The following is a 16,080-nucleotide window of genomic DNA, read 5'->3' on the forward strand; positions in this document are numbered from 1 at the left end:
TACGAAAGCTGGAAAGAAGATCACAAAGCTAATTCAGAGTCAACTCCAGTATTGGATTGCAGGTTTGCCTAATTACATCAAGGCTTATCTGTCAATTTCAAGCTGCGAAAGTTGAGTTAATAACATGGACATCAGAGTAATTAAATGTGCTGATGATTATAATGCAGCTGAAAAAATGTATCCGGCTAACGAGATAGTATTTTTAAGCTCAATTCTATTTGAAATGAAACAATTGCATCGTAAAAAACCTCCCCGCAACAAAGTACGCTGCGGGGAGGTTAACCTAAATGAAAAATCCTTTCTGCTGCTTCACCAAGTTAGCTCAATTGCTCTGAATTGTACGCTTCAATGCATTGATATACCCAAGGTGCATCGCCTCATGAAAAACAAAAAAGTTCAACAGCTCACCAATGGATCAAGCTCATAACCGCTCTTTCCGTTACAACACTACGGTCTAGGAAAGTTGTATCTTGTGACATTTCCTTAGCAATTAATATTCTTTGATCGGATTATTCTCTTACAGTTTAGAAGCACTGAATTCAGCTCTATCTGATCGACCGGCTTAAGCAAATAATCCAATACTCTATAACGAAGTGCTTCCGCCGCGTAATGATAATCTGTAGAGGCGCTGACGACAATCGTCCGTATTTGTGGATACCGTTCATGCAGGGCCTGGAGCAGCCCAACTCCGCATGTACCCATCCGTATATCTGTTATCACGACATGCGGATGCAGCTCATCCGTTTTGCGAAGCGCATCTTGTGCGTCCTCTGCTTCCCCGACCAGCTCCATACCAAGCTTTTCCCATTGAACGAACGTTTTTATGATATCTCTTGCCCTGCTTTCACCATCCACAATCAATACTTTAATCATGGCACTCACCTCTATCATTTCTATAAAGCTCTTTGTTTCAATGTCCGGTTTATTTTCTCTGAACTGAACAGCATGAAAAGAATAAAGGCCAGTGCGAATACCGGGAACAACGAAATGGTTGTATAGGAAGCGATGAGACCAAAAAGAGGAGGCAGCAGCGTAGTGCCTGTGTAGGCAACTGCCATTTGATATCCCATCAATTTAGCCGAGTTTTCATTTCCGAACCGTTCCGGCGTTTCATGAAGCAGACCAGGATAGATAGGAGCAAGCCCTAAACCAATTAGAATGAATCCAATGAGAGTGAATACGTCAGACAAAGGCAGCAATAGAATAAGTCCGCCCGTAAGCGCAACGAGCTGGCCAAGCAGAATGAGTACGCGATTGTTTATTTTAAGCGTTATGAATCCGGTTATAAGCCTTCCCGCCGTTATTCCGCCGTAGTACAAAGATATCCAACTTGCAGCGGTTTCCGCTGAGATATTTTTCGAGCCGACCAGGTAACTAGCCCCCCATAAACCGACCGTTGCTTCAACGCCGCAGTAAAATAAAAAGGCAATAAGCGAAGGCTTAACTCCTCTAATATGAAGCGGATTGGTATGCCTCATCGTTTCTGATTGTGTTAACATCTTTTTGCTGTTTGATTCGGTTTTTAATGCAGGTTTGGTAGACTGTTTCAGGGAGGCAACACGTTTCCATAATGGAAGTGTTACAAGCAAGACGATTACGAGGCCAAATTGGATCAACGAAACCTGCAGATAGCCCTGTCTCCATGAGTTATGATTCGCAATAAAGTAGGACATAATCATTGGCCCCATGGTAGCACCTACACCCCAGAAACAATGCAGCCAGCTCATATGATGGGCTTTATAGTGAGTGGCTACATAGTTATTGAGTCCTGCATCGACAGCTCCTCCTCCAAGACCAAGAGGGATGGCCAAAATCAAAAGCCACAACAATGAAGGCGAAAATGAAAAGCCAAGCAGCGCCCCCGCCGTCAAGATACAGCTGATTAAAGTAACTTTACCTGTTCCGAACTTCTCGATCATGCCGCCGCTGAACAAGCTGGATAGTATGGTTCCGGCTGATACAATCATGGACAGTAAACCAGCCGATTCGAACGAAGTCCCAATTTCAGGATGCATGACCGGCCATGCGGATCCAAGCAGAGAGTCAGGAATCCCTAAGCTGATAAACGCAAGATAAATGATTAATAGAAACCATGTTGCCATGAGTAAACTCCTTTATTTGTAAAATAATTCTGCCTTCCTAAACAAGAGTAATCCTTATCGTTTTAGGTCACTTTACTAGAAATTCAGAGTAGACGGGCTTAGTTCCTGTAAGGCTAACCCTTTCATGCCCTCTTCGAAATCCTTGATAAACGTATGGGATACACTAATTTCAGGGAGTGATGGAATCTTATATTTTGATATAAAAGTTTCCCATGCCTGAAGCAAAGTGCTTTCTTCAAAATTTTCGCGATAAATCACGATTTGATCCGGCGCAAGTACAGCATTGAGCGTTTGCATAACTTTACAAACGATTTCTACAAATTCTTCTGTGGAAAACCTTTTTTTCCAGTCTATATCCATGGGAAGAAACTTGATTTCTCCCGCCATGCCGTTCTTCCCTTTTACAATTTTTCCATCCAGAAAAATGCCTAGCCCTGGTGGATACTTTTCTGGGAAATAAACACCTAATACGATCTGATTATCACTTAGCTGCTCTTTAAAGCAATAACCGCTAACAGCAGCATTCACGTCATTCTCCAAAATCACAGGCAAACTAAATTTGGCTTGCACTTCTGCTAATAGGCTGATGCCTTGCAGCTCTTCATGACTGGTAACTTCGATTTTATCGTTTATGGTCTGTCCGGGAATTCCGATTCCGATCGACTTAATGGAAGGGAATAAAGAAAGAATGCGATCTATCATTTCAAGGAAACGATTGAGATCGAACACTTGGATGACATGTTCTTCTCTCATTAGAATATCCTCGTGTAAATTAACTACTGATGCGAAAATGACGTCGCTGCCTTGTTTTTCATTCAAGTGTATGGCTAGTGCGAGACTGAAATCATAATTGAATCGATAGGTTAAAGCAGGTCTCCCTCCGTTTGAGGGAATGGATTTATCTTCTAACAACTCCCCAAAATCAAGCAGCTCTTTCACAAGCGAGTTAATTGTTACGACACTAAGTCCCGTCAATGCAGCAAGCTGGGGCTTTGTTGCTATTCCCACCTGCTTCATCACTCGACGGAGATTATTTAAATTTATTTCTTTCATTAAATTTGCGTTAGCTTTCTCCACCATGGTCCTCCTTATTAAAACAACTTAATAAACACTCTTTATAAATACACTTTATTTATAACTCTATTCTAAACTGATGTCAAGATTAAAGAAGATTTTCTGGTCCGCATTTAGCTCGCTTGAAAAAAATATTACCCGTTTATCATTTGCGTGTGGTAAAATGTTTTGCATCAGGGAAACTTTTTATCAATGTGGAAGTTCATTTATAAATACTGAACTTTTACTAAATAAGGGATTCTCATTCAAATAAGGAGGAGTAGTACGTGTTAAATAACAGAAGATTTACAAAAGTTATATTCCCTTCCTTTTTTATCGCAATGCGAGTGCTTTTTGGATTGGGTTGGCTATTAGCAGGTGTTACAAAAGTTTCAACAAAATCATGGTTTAGCGAGCCTGGGGTATTTTTAACTGAATATCTGATCGAATCATTAAATAAAGAAAATGTCCCCGAGTTTTATAAATATTTTATTGAAAATATTGCTTTAAATCAGATCATGTTATTTAATTATGTTATCCCCATTGTGCAAATAGCCGTAGGTATTTGTATATTATTAGGATTAATGACGCTTCCCTTAATATTTATATGCCTTTGTATGCACATTAACTTTATCTTATCAGGGAATATAAATTTAATCAGTCTTGTTTTATATACTAGTGCCTTTACTTTGTTACTTGGACGAAAGTACATTTACGAACTAAGCTTGGACCGATATTTAGGGACGGAAAAGTTGTTTAAGCCTAGTCATGGTAAAGTGGTTAGTCTTATTCAGACAGATTAACTACGATGCGTTATATTAAGCCATGAACCGTATCATATTTAACGTATCCTATTAACTCCATATTAAACCTTTGACAACTATACCCTGATAAACCAAAACCTTCACATCACAAAAAGCCTCACTACAGTAAAATGTCTTCACTGAAGTGAGGCTTCCATCCTCTTCCGCTGCAATATTCTCATATACGTACTCTCTAGAGTGAAGACTTACCCATCATGTCTGAAATATCCGAAACGAACGATCTGTACCGGTACAGTTGGTCCTTTTCTATATTGTCTGCCGAACCATTCTCGATTACGATGTTATTCAAGACGCATGAAGCAGCGGCTTCAGCAATGATTTTGAACAGCAGAGGTGAAATCCCATGAATCCATTAACAAAAGCGGAAGTAATAGCTTATTTAAACAGAATCGGGGTCACAGACGTCGAAGCTCCGACGAAAGCTTATTTATTTGAGCTGCACAAAGCCCATGTAAAAAATCTATCATGGCAAACCATCGACATATTTGGCCGAAAGCCCGCTGCTGTAGATAGGAAACAATCCGTTCAGCTCATATTAAACGGCAGAAGCGGTTACTGCTTTCACCTTAACGGAGCGTTCAGTCTTCTGCTCCAATCACTCGGCTACAAGGTTTCTATGCACCGCGCAGGCGTACAGCCAATGGGTGCTGAGCCTTGTATTAACTCCTTTCATTTGGGATTAACGGTTAGCTTGCGGAATGAACAGCATGAAGAAGAAAAATGGATCATTGATGCTGGACTTGGCGATCTCCCCTTTGAGCCTTTGCCGCTGCGATTCGGAACCTATCTGCAAGCTCCATACCTCTATATAGTAACGGAATCCAGCGTAGCTTCGCACGGCTGGCGCATCGAGCATGATTCCCTCGCTTCCTTTGTTGGCGTGGATTTTGACCCGGCTGTTGTGCTAGATATGGAGGAATTCATTCCTAAGCATGAACATTACAGCCGTTCAACGGCATCTCCATGGTTTGATGTTTTTTTAATTCGGAACCGAAACGAGACAGAAGGACATGAGCTTAGAGGCTGTGTATGGAAAAAACGCGGGCCAAGTGGCATTTTGAAAACAGAAATCCAAAATCAGTCTCGATGGCTTGAGGTTCTAGCGGATATTTTCGGAGAAAAGCTCGTTAACTACAGCAGCTTAGAACGGGATGAGCTTTGGAAGAGGGCATGGCAGGCTCATTTGGAATGGAAAAGAATAAACCTCAGTACAACCTGAGGTTTATTTTCCATTCTATGATTAAGATTCAGAAGTACCGAATCTTTTGGCATTTCTTATGCGGGCACGTTCAATCTCGACCTCGCGATCACGCGGCTCGGCATTCGTGACCAGGGAGTCCAATAATTTCTGTGCAACCGCAGCTACTTCAAGCACAGCCAGATTAAACGCCTCTTCATTCGCTTTCGAAGGCGAATTAAAACCGGAAAGCTTTCTTACGAATTGCAGGGAAGCTGCTTCAACTTCTCCATCAGTAGCCGGAGGCTCAAAATTAAATAAGGTTTTAATATTTCTGCACATAGCTCTCTCCCTTTCAGTCGTCAACTGCCTGATAAAAATTATAGTATCACAAATTTATCGGCAGCGCCTTACCAAGCATCCGTCATGACGATCGGCTGAATCTCTCCGTTTGCAATGCTCATTCTATCTATGCACAGCATTCGGTTTCCTGCTTCCTTGTCCCCAATGATTCTCCGATGGTATACGATAAGCCACTCATCACTCTCGGCCAGTTGGAGAAATCCATGATGGCCAGGTCCTTCCGCTATTGGCTCTTGTCTCTCAAGAACGGTTCCCTTATTCTCGAACGGCCCAAGCGGGCTTTCGCTGACGCCATAAGCAACTCGATATGATCCATTCACCCAATCTCCGAGTGACCACATTAGATAATACAGCCCTTCTTTCTTGATCATACACGGTCCTTCAACATAGCCCTCAGGCGTGATAGACAAGAAGTTTTCACCGTTATCAAACGGAATGAATCCCGTCATATCCTCGTTCATTCTCGCAACGTTACAATGGCGCCACCCGCCGTAATATAAATAAATGGTCCCATCGTCATCTTTAAACAAATGGGCATCGATCGGCTGAGCAGCGTGAATGAAGCGATCAATGAGCGGTTTGCCCAAATACCCTCTGAAAGGACCCTCGGGGTGATCAGCCACCGCTATCTCCAAGCCACCAATCTCATCATTCGTTTGGATGTCATTCGATGCGAAAACCAAATAATATTTCCCTTGCTTCTCGATTATCGTAGGCGCCCATACCGCTCTCCACACCCATGGAAAATCAGACATTTCTATGATGCCTTCATGCTTCTCCCAATGAATTAAATCGCTGGTGCTGAATGCATCCAGATTCATTTGCTTCGTATATTCCGTATAAGAACGAGTCGCATAAATCCAGTGCTTTCCTTCATAGGTTCTTGCTTCAGGGTCAGCGTACCAGCCGGGCACGATCGGATTATGAATTCCTTTCATTTAAGAACAGCTCCTTTGAGGGGTATGTAGTCGTTATACTGAATGCGTTGTCCACCTGCCGCATTTTGAATAGCAGTAACGATATTGTAAAACATTACAGCTTGTTTGTCTTTGGCACGGCTTCACATTTCTTATCTACATTTCAGCTCTCGGCAGAACCGCTCTTCGAAATAAGAAAATAGGCTAATCCGCATGTCATCAGGACATCGAATAAGCCTATCTTTTGCTAGCGTTACAAGCATTCTTTATTATAAGCGCTTAACAGCGTATAGCGGTTTGGTCTAATATGATGCGCTTCCCGCAAGCTTCTCTCTAGCAACTCTTCGTCTATTCCTAATTCCGTCGGCTCCATCGGTCCGCCTACAGCAGCCAATAACTGACGGATCGTTACTTCATTAGGAACTTGACCGATAAGCTTTCGCGCACCTTCTTGCTGAACAGGTGTTAAAAAAGGCAACGGCTCTTTTGTTAACCGGTGATAAAGGGCGGAAATCTCCGCGCAAGCAACGCCTACTTTAGCGCCGTGCAAAATTTGTCTTCTTTCCAGACGCAGAAACTCCATTTCCCAGTAATGCGAGAGATGATGCTCAGCACCGGATGCAGAATGTGATTGGCCGAATAAAAGCATAGCGAACCCTGAGGTTAGCAGCGCATCTGTCAGAAGTCTAATGCCTTCTGGACTTCGTTTGGCAATCGCATCAACATGCTCTACGCATTGGAGCAAGGCATTTTCAGTCAGATCAGCCACAACTTGCGAGAAAGGCTCACCGCCAACCATTGCGCCAAACTTCCAATCAAATAACGAGGTAAATTTCCCAAGCATATCGCCAAAGCCTGCGGCAACAAGTGCAGATGGCGCTTCCGTCAAAATATCCAAATCCGCGAAAATCGCTGATGGGCCGATCGATTGAATCGTTATTTTCTCTCCGCGAAGGATAACCGGCGCGCCTTTGGAGTTGAAGCCGTCCACGGACGGCGCAGTGGGAACCGATATAAACGGTACGCTCGTGGAGTATGCGGAAAATCGGGCAATATCATGCAGCGTCCCTGAACCGACAGCAACAACCGCTTCGGCAGACTTTGACTTTATATCCAATATGCATTGCACCAATGATGCTTCGTCAGCGATGACATCCCCTTGTGAATTGGGTTTAATTATGGTGACATGAACAGCAATGCCGGATTTTGCAATCGCTGCTTCCAGCAGCTGCCCCGCAATTAAATAGGTCGTCGAATCCGCAACGATGACTACTTTCGTATACTTGCACTCTTGGAGATAAGGGGCAGCCTGATTGATAGCCCCCGCTTCCAATACAACGGGACCCATGTCGAGGACGCGAAGATCAATCCCCTTTTCCTTCGAAGCTTCTTTTCTAATTCGGGCTAACACATCATTCATACAAGCTCCTCCTTTAGTTCTAGTAAAGATACCAACTCTGCAATCGACTCCCAAATTACATCCGGCTGCTCCTTCGCTGATTCCGCATCCTGGATGCTCGTTGAGCCGCTAAGAACGAGCGCCGTTCTCATTCCCGCCCTTTTTCCTATAGCGATATCCGATAACAAGCTGTCACCAATGACGATACAGTTCTCGGGAGGAACGCCAAGGCAGCGCAGCGCAGCATCCGCCATGATAGGAGATGGCTTGCCAATGACAGCTTTAACCTCTTTCCCTGTTAAAGCGACGATCGCCCCTATCATCCCGGCAACATCAATCGACTCCCCCTCTTCTCCCGGAAAGGATTTATCCGCATTTGTCGCTATAATCTCCGCACCGCTGTTAACCGCACGGAAAGCCTGATTGAGTTCCTTGTAGGTCAAGCTTTCATGCAGCGTAATGACCAGCTTATCCGCTTCTTCCGGGGTATTTGCCAAGGTGATGTCCCAAGATAACAGTTCCTCTCTTAATCCGGAGTCGCCAAGCGTCCAAACCTTTGCCTGCGGATCGTTCGTCTTCAGGTACCCCGCTGTTACGGTTGAAGACAATAGAATCTCGTCTGCGGTCGCGCTTATTCCCATACTCAGCAGCTTTTCTTGACACATCACCCGGGAAATATTTCCTCGATTACTCAGAAAAATAATCCTTTTCCCATGCTTCCTTAGGCTTGCGATTGCTTCCATCGCTCCTTCAATGGCTTGGCCGCCTCTATACACCGTCCCGTCTAAATCAATAATAAAACCATCGATATCGTCCAGTCTCATGCAGATCCCCCCCGTTTCTTCCCTCCTCTATTCTCCTTTCATTTGCCTCCGTATGTCAACGATTGAATGCTTTTAACGGCGTTTTGAAACGCTGTCAAATGACAGCTCATTTCTTGTTGTTTACCTGAGCTATCCTAATTTCAATGCCCTTTATTTGATCTAAATACGATTTATCCGCTTTTGCATCCGTAATGAGTGTATGGATTTGCGCCATCGCCAAAGACGTCGCGATCGAACGCCTGCCAAGTTTCGTGTGATCAGCCAGCGCTATGGTTTTTCTCGCATTAGCGGCCATTCTTTTTTTCAACTCCGCCTCATACAAGCTAAAATCTGTCATGCCCTCCTCAATGCTAATGCCTTCGGCCGAGGTAAAGAACAAGTCTGCATGAATGCCGTCAAGCAAATTTCCCCCTAGTACGCCCTCTACCGTTCTTGAGCCGGATCTTAGAACGCCTCCGATAAGAATGACGTTGATTCTGGGGTTCTGATTCAACGTCATCGCGGCATCGAGCCCATTGGTTACTACCGTTAAATAGTCGCAATCCGCAAGCGCCTTCGCAAGCTCAAGCACGGTCGAACTGGCATCTAATAGAATACATTGCCCTTTTGACACAAGATGGGCCGCTTGCTGCCCGATTGCTTTCTTCTCCGCATAGTTCAGCTCGCTGCGCGTGAAGAAAGAGTCCCCGCGAAACGCGGCCTTCTTATTCGCCAGAACGGCTCCGCCATGGGTGCGTTCAATTATGCCTTCATCTTCAAGCAATCGGAGATCGGTGCGGAGCGTTCCCTCCGATACGTTCATTTCCACGGCCAGCTCTTTAACGACAACCAGTCCTTTTTGATGCAGCCATTCCACGATTTTCTCTCTTCTTTGTGAAGCAAACATGCTATTTTTCCACCTTTCTGATTAATGATATAAATACAACAAACAACAATAAACGAAAATAAACATCAGTTTATACTTCAATGTATCATTCATTCTGACATAAAGCCGCAAGGCCGACAACTCGAATGCGAAAACCGCCACTTTGAATCGTCCTCCAAAAAAAAGGCATCCATACGGACGTTCTTGTCGATTAGCAGGTATTTTAGAGAAATATGTCGAAATTGGATTAGTAACAAAACAAGGAGGCATTATTTATTTTAAATAAAATGCTGTAGAATTTATGATATTAATTTGACTTGGTGGTGAATGTGATAAAAAAGCCGTTTATAACACCAAAACGAATGAATCAGGCCATTCATAGCCAAATTCGATTAACGCTGTTAGAGCTTAATCATGCAACAAAAGCAGAGATCTGCCAACGTACGGATATCAGCTTTCCTACTGTAAGCAAAGCCTTAGAGCAGATGGAACAAAATGGCGAAGCGATAATTGTCGGAATCGATGAATCAAGCGGCGGAAGAAGGCCGGTAAGGTATGCATTAAATGCGGAGCATCGCTTGGGATTAGGCCTTTACTTGGAAAAAGAGGAAACGGTATATTCCGTTATCAATTATGTGGGAGAAGTTATCGAATCCATAAAGCTGCCCAGCGTAATACAGGAGGGTCCGGAAGCATTGACCTTGCAGCTGCAAACGGTCATCAACCGTTATCCCGGCATTCAATCCGCGGCCGTTGGCGTACCTGGATCAGTGAAGGACGGAAAGATTTTTTTCATCCCCGAATATGAGAAGTTTTCACAATTTGATCTGAAAGTCTTCTACGAGGACCGCTTCGGCCTGCAGCTTGTCGTTGAAAATGATATGAATGCGGCTGTGTTAGGATACCACGCTCTTAGCGGAAGAGCAGATGATCAGACATTGGCTTACCTCTATTTAGGGCAAAATGGCCCAGGTGCCGGCATATTGATTAATGGCGATGTCATAAGGGGAAGCACCTCTTTTTCGGGCGAGGTTTCATTTGTGCCCCAATATGACCGCTCCAATTTTCTGGAAGCGATTAGAAACTCACGCAATGGCCATCAGAAGGATGGCCTGTCGGATGAGCTTGGCGCCTTGGCAATCGATGCGATGAGCCGGTTAGTTGCTGCTTTCGTGTCGATCATTAATCCGCATGCCGTTATTTTTTGCAAGGAAGATATTAGTGAAGCCGATGCCGATAAGATCGCGATAAATTGTGCAAAATACGTGCCGGATAGTCATATTCCCGAGCTTGTCATAAGCGATTGGCAACAGGATTACCTTCATGGACTGCAGCGGCTCGCGCTCTACCGGATGATGACAGAGTAAAACTAATAAAGCAGCCGCTCCTTATGTTTAGGATGGGCTGCTCTTTTTATTGACTATAATTGCGGGTTCTAAATCAGCTCATTGCGCGCCTTCAAATATTTATACAAGAAGCAGCCCGATACCGCACAGATCAAAGCGCATAAGCCGATAAATCCATAACCGGCTTGGAGTCCCCGCAGCAAGCCAAGTTCCGTATCTGCGCCATAGCTGTTTCTGATCCCTTTGGTTATTGCGCCGATCGCATAATTACCGATGACGCTGCCCACCCCCATCAGAGTGACGGTAAACGTAATCGCAGTATCGCTTCCGCGCGGGTATCTTTTTGCGATAAAAGCCATGACGGTGGGATAGATCGGTGCAATCCCAATGCCTGCCGCAGCAAACAGAAAAGCCAATGATTCACCGCCTAGCACGGCAATAAAGGTGAATACGGCCGACGAGGCGGAGAAAATAATAAGAGAAAGATTAAAGCCGATTTTGTCCGTCACCGGTCCAAGCAAAAGCCTGGCTGCCGAGAAGCATAAAAAAAATACGGAGAGCATGCCGGAAGCGGAAACGCTGTCCCACTTGTAGGCTTTTTCCAGAAAATTGACCAGCCAACCGCCTACTGCAAGTTCCGATACGACGCCAAACGAAAGGAGAAGTACAAGCAGCCATAAAGCTGGATCCCGCACCAGGCTTTTCAGCGGAATCCGATCCTCGCTGGACAAATCATCGCCTGGAAATTTACTTAGAAACGCCGGGATCATTGGAAGTACGGATAGGCAAAGCATAATTAAATACATTGCCCGCCAATCGATTGCATGGCCGAACAAGCTTACCGTCATTAATCCGGATGCTATCATGGGAGCAACGGTGGAGCTCAGCCCGTAAAAGAAATGGGATAAATTCATCATGGTTCCGGTATTCCTCACAAAAATCCGAGCGCCGAGAATAGCCAAAGCTATTTCTAGCATTCCGTTGCCAATATACATGAGGAAATAAGATGAAGAAAAGACAGGATAACTTTGGGAGAAATAGATAAGTATTCCCGACAGCAGCATGGACCCGAAAGCCATAATGCTCACCGCTTTGATTCCTAGCTTGTGCGTTAAAATCGCCGTAAAGGAGCAAGCGATCAAATAACCCAGCGCATTAAGCGACAAAAGCGTTCCGAGCTGCATCTCATCCAACATAAAATCAAATTGAATTCGCGGGATGGCCGGACCTTTAATATTTTCAGAGATTCCAAAAATAATAAATCCCAAAAAAATGGTCGCGAGCTGCATGGCATAGGATTTATTAAACCTCTGACGTGCTTGCATTTGTTTGTTCATTGTGAAAAATCCCTTCGTTAATCTCGTATCATTTCGAGAATCCAACACTTATTAAAGACATTTAATTACATTCAGAGCTTACCATAGGCAAGAGTGAAATACAACGGAAAATCATCGCTTTCGCATACAAAAAAAGCCACGCTGAAAGTGGCTTTTACATGTTTGCTATCTATATATTTTACTGCTTGTCCTCATTCACAAATGAGATATTGCGAGCATAATCGTTAACGGATAATGCATGATGATTTATTCGATCAACCGTCTCCCCGCCAATTCTCAGATTGATAAACGTGACCCCGTCTATTGCCCGTTCCTCGTCAAACCCATGGATTCGCGACGGATGCGTCGTGCCGCCGGCATATTCGACGTTTTGAAATACAATCTGCTCGATTCGTTTTCCTGGCGCAGGGTTATAATCGGGGTTATGGACGACGCGAATATCAAATAACTGTCCCATTTCAATGGCCTCAACCCGAATTCTGTTATATAAGACGTTTCGCACAATGTTTTTATCCCCTGCATTGATGGACATGGCACCCCAATAATTAGGTTGAGGCTCGTGATGCTCCAATATATCTATGTTTTCAAAACGAATGTCTTCAATAATATCCCCGTCCGCGTCATAATCACCGTGAGTACCGATCATTAGAGGATGAGCGACATCTGCCCAAAGCACCGAGTTCGTTACTTGTATGCGCCGTGAATCTCCGCGGTACTCCCATCGGCTTCCGTAAATGGCGATGCAATCGTCAGAGTTTCGCATGAATACGCCCTCAATGCGGATATCCGAACTCGACATGATATCGATACCGTCCGACCATCCGCGTGTGCTGAACGATTTGAGCCCTTGTATGCTTACATGATTGGAGCCACCGACATAAACACTATAATGAGGCGTATCGATTGTCATAATTCCTTCAATAGCTATTCGCTCAGAATGTTTGATACGCACCCCGCGGAAAGCCGAGTACCGATGAAAATCTGCCAAATAAATCATGCCGCGTCCGCGAATGGTTACATCGCTTACGTTATCGCAGACAAAAGATCCTACGACGGCTGCTCCTCCATCGATATAGACGGTCTTCCCGGAAGGCAGGCGAACGATGGTTTCTTCGATATAATGCATGCCTGGCGCAAAATACAAAATGCTTGCATCTGTCTCCAGCCACTCCTGCCGATGGATGCCTGGCTTTATCACCTTCACGTCCTCATCATTTAGCGAAGGAACGTTAATCTCGAGCGCATTACCGAACAAATGCAGGTTGCGGAAGCGATCATCATTGACCTCGATGGACAGCATCGTTGGCTGATCTATTCGAAAAGAAATGACATTGCCATGCTGCTCGGGTACGATCCCTAATGCCAACGGACGGATAATAACAGATTCAACATGGGTATAATGACAAGCTATTTCCACGTCAACAGGACCCTCTAAATCAAAATAAGCCATCGAGGCTTTTCGCACCTGATGCATATCCACTTTGACTTCGTAAACCGGCAGCGTTATCCATTCTCCGCCGCTTGCACATACCTTTACTTCAAAATCGCCGTTTTTGGGGATATCACGTAATTCGGGATAGGTGTTGACTTGGCTCATTAGATTTAACTCCTTTTTTTAAAAAAAGCGAATGCTTGCAATATCAAATCGAGAATAAGATTGTTCTTGATTATAACGCGGCATTCGCTCAAAAAGTGTTGATTTAATGCTTATAAATGTTGATATTTTGCGATGCTTAACCATCTGGCCTTACGATTACTCCTTTAGCACGGCTCAATCGGAAAGTAAACGCTGTAGGTCTCATCCTTTATTTCGTATAACGGAATGAATCGAAAGCCTCGATCCTGCCCTTTGGTACGATAATAACCTGGATTCCACCAGCTGTGGTTACGTTCCCGATCCGGAACAAGTAATGACTCCAGCTGATCCGGTTTGCCGACAAGCCTTCTTTCCTCCGCTACCAGGCCTGCCAACACGATTGGCCCGTCCATAAATGCGTACATCCCCGACTCGCCCGGAAGGAGCTCAGCAGTTAACGTCTTGCGCAGTTCCAGGCGAACTATATCCCCATCGATCCATTCACGGTGCAATTCCGCATACGATGACGGCTGCCAATCCCCCTGCTGCTGTTCGCCGTTGATCGAAATCGAAGCTTGACCATGCAGCCACCAAGGCAAACGCAGCTTCAAACAAAACGGCTTGCTGGAAGTTAACGAAAGCTTGATTTCATAAATAAAGCTTTCCGGCCGATGAACCGGGATGGCTGGCACATCCACCTTCGTGATCGTTGTCATCCCCTCTACGTTCCATGAATTCAGCGGATACAGTCCGTTTTGCCCGTCTTGCCGGATCGATAATTCAATCGACGTATCATCTAATTTTGCAGACAGCTTCGATGGCAGCCATTGCATAATCGCAATGCCTTGTTCGTCCTGTAAAAATATTTGCTCATGATAGGCTGCATTCGCTTGTACCAGCGTGCCATGACAGCACCAGAAATGTTGTGTGGCAGAGCCCCATCTCTTTTTGCTTCCAGCACCGATACCTAGAAAATACGCAATCATACCCGTTTCTCCATGTTGATGAGCGAGTACGCCATTAACGAATCTTCGTTCCCAATAATCTGCGTAAATCGGATTGCCTGACCAGCGCAGCAATACATGAGCTAACCGCATCATATTGTAATTCACGCAGTGCTCCTGACCGACCCCCATCCGTGTCATATCCTCTGCCGGCATCCAAAGTTCCGCATCGTCTCCGGCACCTGTCACTAAATAACCGCGATCCTCTACCGCGCACTTCCAGAACGCCTCGACAATATGACGGTAACGTTTTTCTCCTGTTGCCTCCCATGCTTTGGCTGCCCCCAAAATTTCCGGTATTTGCGTATTGGCATGTTTATTTGTCAATACATCCTGTCCAGCCAGCAGCGCATCAAAGAAGCGGCGGCGGTCGTAACGCTCGATCAAATCCCGATGTTTCTTCTCTTTCGTTATGGAATACAGTTCTGCCCAAGTTTCCAGCATACCCCCTGTTTCCATATCAAGCAGATCATCCATTTGCTGGCGGGTGAATGGATCTGTCCAGCGGTAGAACCAATCCGCCATTTCGACCATTATCCTAAGCGCTTGCTCATTTCCGGTTAGGGTATGCGCTTCATGGAGGCCCATCAACAACTTATGAACGGTATAATGCGGCGCCCATACCCACTTACCGTTCACGATCCTATGCATATAGGTTTCTGGAAAAGCGGCCAGAAACCCGCTGCCTATGGCTTCCTGGCACCTTGCCAGCTCCGAGACGATAAAGTCGGCTTTGGCCTTTACAAGATGATCGCCCGTTTGACTATAGATACGGGCTGCAGCAGATAACCAGTGGCCCATCATATGGCCGCGCAGCTCACAGGTTGGCGATTCCCATCCCCAATGCCAGTTTTCAGGACCATCCAAACTCGTTGTTGTTGCGCTGGTTGTCCCGCCGTTGCCGCTATAGCTCCATAATCCGGCTTCCAAATAAAAATTCCGGAGAAGATTTTCGTTAGTCAAGCTCATGACGTAATGTTTGTTTATTTGAAACCGTTCTTGCAGCGGGCCTGGCGCTAGTTGAATGCTGCCAGTCGAAAATTCAAAAAAATTAATAGGATCCATTTTGATAAACCTCCCTTTTTTTGTTTGGTGAGATTATCATATAATCTATAAGAATAAAGAAAAATGCACGAATCTGCAGATTTCATATCTTTTTTTTAGGTATTAAATCCTCAACTTTCGCAGCATGAAATAGGCAGATAAGCCTTGATGTAACTAGGCAGACCAGCGATTCTTTGCTGTAGTTGACGCTGAATGAGTGTTGTGATCCGCTCTTTCTTGCATTCGGAT

Annotated in this window: 16 protein-coding genes; 5 read left to right on the plus strand and 11 right to left on the minus strand. The window is 44.8% G+C overall.

Going from position 1 to position 16,080, the window contains the following annotated elements:
- Nucleotides 1-124: 124 nt before the first annotated feature.
- Nucleotides 125-427, plus strand: a complete 303-nt coding sequence (locus tag RCO25_RS33050) for a hypothetical protein (protein ID WP_309000317.1) — start codon at nt 125-127, stop codon at nt 425-427.
- 56 nt (nt 428-483) lie between these two features.
- On the opposite strand, the gene RCO25_RS33055 is transcribed toward RCO25_RS33050, so the two are convergent.
- From RCO25_RS33055 to RCO25_RS33065, 3 genes are all read right to left on the minus strand, one after another.
- Nucleotides 484-873, minus strand: a complete 390-nt coding sequence (locus RCO25_RS33055; RefSeq protein ID WP_309000318.1) for a response regulator — start codon at nt 871-873, stop codon at nt 484-486.
- A 20-nt stretch (nt 874-893) separates the two neighbouring features.
- Nucleotides 894-2,102, minus strand: coding sequence for an MFS transporter (locus RCO25_RS33060; protein ID WP_309000319.1), 1,209 nt, complete (start codon nt 2,100-2,102; stop codon nt 894-896).
- A gap of 75 nt (nt 2,103-2,177) precedes the next feature.
- Nucleotides 2,178-3,179, minus strand: a complete 1,002-nt coding sequence (locus tag RCO25_RS33065) for an ROK family protein (protein ID WP_309000331.1) — start codon at nt 3,177-3,179, stop codon at nt 2,178-2,180.
- 263 nt (nt 3,180-3,442) lie between these two features.
- Here RCO25_RS33065 and RCO25_RS33070 point away from each other — a divergent pair, with 263 nt between their 5' ends.
- The 3 genes from RCO25_RS33070 to RCO25_RS33080 all read left to right on the plus strand — a co-directional run bounded on the left by RCO25_RS33070 (nt 3,443) and on the right by RCO25_RS33080 (nt 5,198).
- Complete coding sequence (locus RCO25_RS33070) at nt 3,443-3,958, plus strand: hypothetical protein (RefSeq protein ID WP_309000320.1); 516 nt, start codon at nt 3,443-3,445, stop codon at nt 3,956-3,958.
- Nucleotides 3,959-4,173: 215 nt separating this feature from the next.
- A complete protein-coding gene (locus RCO25_RS33075; RefSeq protein ID WP_309000321.1) occupies nt 4,174-4,326 on the plus strand; it encodes a hypothetical protein in 153 nt (50 codons plus the stop codon).
- Nucleotides 4,323-5,198 carry an arylamine N-acetyltransferase family protein gene (locus tag RCO25_RS33080; protein WP_309000322.1) on the plus strand — a complete coding sequence of 292 codons (876 nt, stop codon included), beginning with the start codon at nt 4,323-4,325 and terminating at the stop codon, nt 5,196-5,198. The genes RCO25_RS33075 and RCO25_RS33080 overlap by 4 nt, the downstream gene beginning before the upstream one ends.
- Nucleotides 5,199-5,219: 21 nt before the next feature.
- Here the strand turns inward: RCO25_RS33080 and RCO25_RS33085 are convergent, their stop codons facing one another.
- The 5 genes from RCO25_RS33085 to RCO25_RS33105 form a co-directional block, all read right to left on the minus strand.
- A complete protein-coding gene (locus tag RCO25_RS33085) occupies nt 5,220-5,498 on the minus strand; it encodes a DUF2277 domain-containing protein (RefSeq protein ID WP_309000323.1) in 279 nt (92 codons plus the stop codon).
- Between the two features lie 68 nt (nt 5,499-5,566).
- Nucleotides 5,567-6,457 carry a glycoside hydrolase family 43 protein gene (locus RCO25_RS33090; protein WP_309000324.1) on the minus strand — a complete coding sequence of 297 codons (891 nt, stop codon included), beginning with the start codon at nt 6,455-6,457 and terminating at the stop codon, nt 5,567-5,569.
- Between the two features lie 232 nt (nt 6,458-6,689).
- Nucleotides 6,690-7,856: a sn-glycerol-1-phosphate dehydrogenase gene (locus RCO25_RS33095; RefSeq protein ID WP_309000325.1), complete on the minus strand. Its 1,167-nt coding sequence runs from the start codon at nt 7,854-7,856 to the stop codon at nt 6,690-6,692.
- The gene (locus tag RCO25_RS33100) at nt 7,853-8,659 is read right to left on the minus strand and encodes an HAD-IIA family hydrolase (protein WP_309000326.1); all 807 of its coding nucleotides are present in this window, start codon (nt 8,657-8,659) and stop codon (nt 7,853-7,855) included. Before RCO25_RS33100 ends, RCO25_RS33095 begins: the two co-directional genes overlap by 4 nt.
- A 106-nt stretch (nt 8,660-8,765) precedes the next feature.
- Nucleotides 8,766-9,545: a DeoR/GlpR family DNA-binding transcription regulator gene (locus RCO25_RS33105; protein ID WP_309000327.1), complete on the minus strand. Its 780-nt coding sequence runs from the start codon at nt 9,543-9,545 to the stop codon at nt 8,766-8,768.
- A 311-nt stretch (nt 9,546-9,856) separates the two neighbouring features.
- On the opposite strand from RCO25_RS33105, the gene RCO25_RS33110 reads away from it, so the two are divergent.
- Nucleotides 9,857-10,891 (plus strand): ROK family transcriptional regulator, encoded by a 1,035-nt coding sequence (locus tag RCO25_RS33110; RefSeq protein WP_309000332.1) that lies wholly within the window; start codon nt 9,857-9,859, stop codon nt 10,889-10,891.
- A 68-nt stretch (nt 10,892-10,959) separates the two neighbouring features.
- On the opposite strand, the gene RCO25_RS33115 is transcribed toward RCO25_RS33110, so the two are convergent.
- From RCO25_RS33115 to RCO25_RS33125, 3 genes are all read right to left on the minus strand, one after another.
- Nucleotides 10,960-12,207, minus strand: coding sequence for an MFS transporter (locus RCO25_RS33115; protein WP_309000328.1), 1,248 nt, complete (start codon nt 12,205-12,207; stop codon nt 10,960-10,962).
- Between the two features lie 178 nt (nt 12,208-12,385).
- On the minus strand, nt 12,386-13,804 hold the full coding sequence (locus tag RCO25_RS33120; RefSeq protein WP_309000329.1) for a glycosyl hydrolase family 28 protein: 1,419 nt from the start codon (nt 13,802-13,804) through the stop codon (nt 12,386-12,388).
- Between the two features lie 164 nt (nt 13,805-13,968).
- Nucleotides 13,969-15,852 (minus strand): beta-L-arabinofuranosidase domain-containing protein, encoded by a 1,884-nt coding sequence (locus RCO25_RS33125; RefSeq protein ID WP_309000330.1) that lies wholly within the window; start codon nt 15,850-15,852, stop codon nt 13,969-13,971.
- Nucleotides 15,853-16,080 lie beyond the last annotated feature (228 nt).

The organism is Paenibacillus sp. LHD-38, assembly GCF_031157315.1.
Taxonomy (GTDB): Bacteria; Bacillota; Bacilli; order Paenibacillales; family Paenibacillaceae; genus Pristimantibacillus.

What these genes read in the sequence shown, in the direction of transcription:
- RCO25_RS33105 (WP_309000327.1), bottom strand. Translation starts at nt 9,545, where the DNA reads ATGTTTGCTTCACAAAGAAGAGAGAAAATCGTGGAATGGCTGCATCAA.
- RCO25_RS33050 (WP_309000317.1), top strand. Translation starts at nt 125, where the DNA reads ATGGACATCAGAGTAATTAAATGTGCTGATGATTATAATGCAGCTGAA.
- RCO25_RS33090 (WP_309000324.1), bottom strand. Translation starts at nt 6,457, where the DNA reads ATGAAAGGAATTCATAATCCGATCGTGCCCGGCTGGTACGCTGACCCT.
- RCO25_RS33120 (WP_309000329.1), bottom strand. Translation starts at nt 13,804, where the DNA reads ATGAGCCAAGTCAACACCTATCCCGAATTACGTGATATCCCCAAAAAC.
- RCO25_RS33060 (WP_309000319.1), bottom strand. Translation starts at nt 2,102, where the DNA reads ATGGCAACATGGTTTCTATTAATCATTTATCTTGCGTTTATCAGCTTA.
- RCO25_RS33095 (WP_309000325.1), bottom strand. Translation starts at nt 7,856, where the DNA reads ATGAATGATGTGTTAGCCCGAATTAGAAAAGAAGCTTCGAAGGAAAAG.
- RCO25_RS33080 (WP_309000322.1), top strand. Translation starts at nt 4,323, where the DNA reads ATGAATCCATTAACAAAAGCGGAAGTAATAGCTTATTTAAACAGAATC.
- RCO25_RS33085 (WP_309000323.1), bottom strand. Translation starts at nt 5,498, where the DNA reads ATGTGCAGAAATATTAAAACCTTATTTAATTTTGAGCCTCCGGCTACT.
- RCO25_RS33075 (WP_309000321.1), top strand. Translation starts at nt 4,174, where the DNA reads ATGTCTGAAATATCCGAAACGAACGATCTGTACCGGTACAGTTGGTCC.
- RCO25_RS33100 (WP_309000326.1), bottom strand. Translation starts at nt 8,659, where the DNA reads ATGAGACTGGACGATATCGATGGTTTTATTATTGATTTAGACGGGACG.
- RCO25_RS33055 (WP_309000318.1), bottom strand. Translation starts at nt 873, where the DNA reads ATGATTAAAGTATTGATTGTGGATGGTGAAAGCAGGGCAAGAGATATC.
- RCO25_RS33125 (WP_309000330.1), bottom strand. Translation starts at nt 15,852, where the DNA reads ATGGATCCTATTAATTTTTTTGAATTTTCGACTGGCAGCATTCAACTA.
- RCO25_RS33115 (WP_309000328.1), bottom strand. Translation starts at nt 12,207, where the DNA reads ATGAACAAACAAATGCAAGCACGTCAGAGGTTTAATAAATCCTATGCC.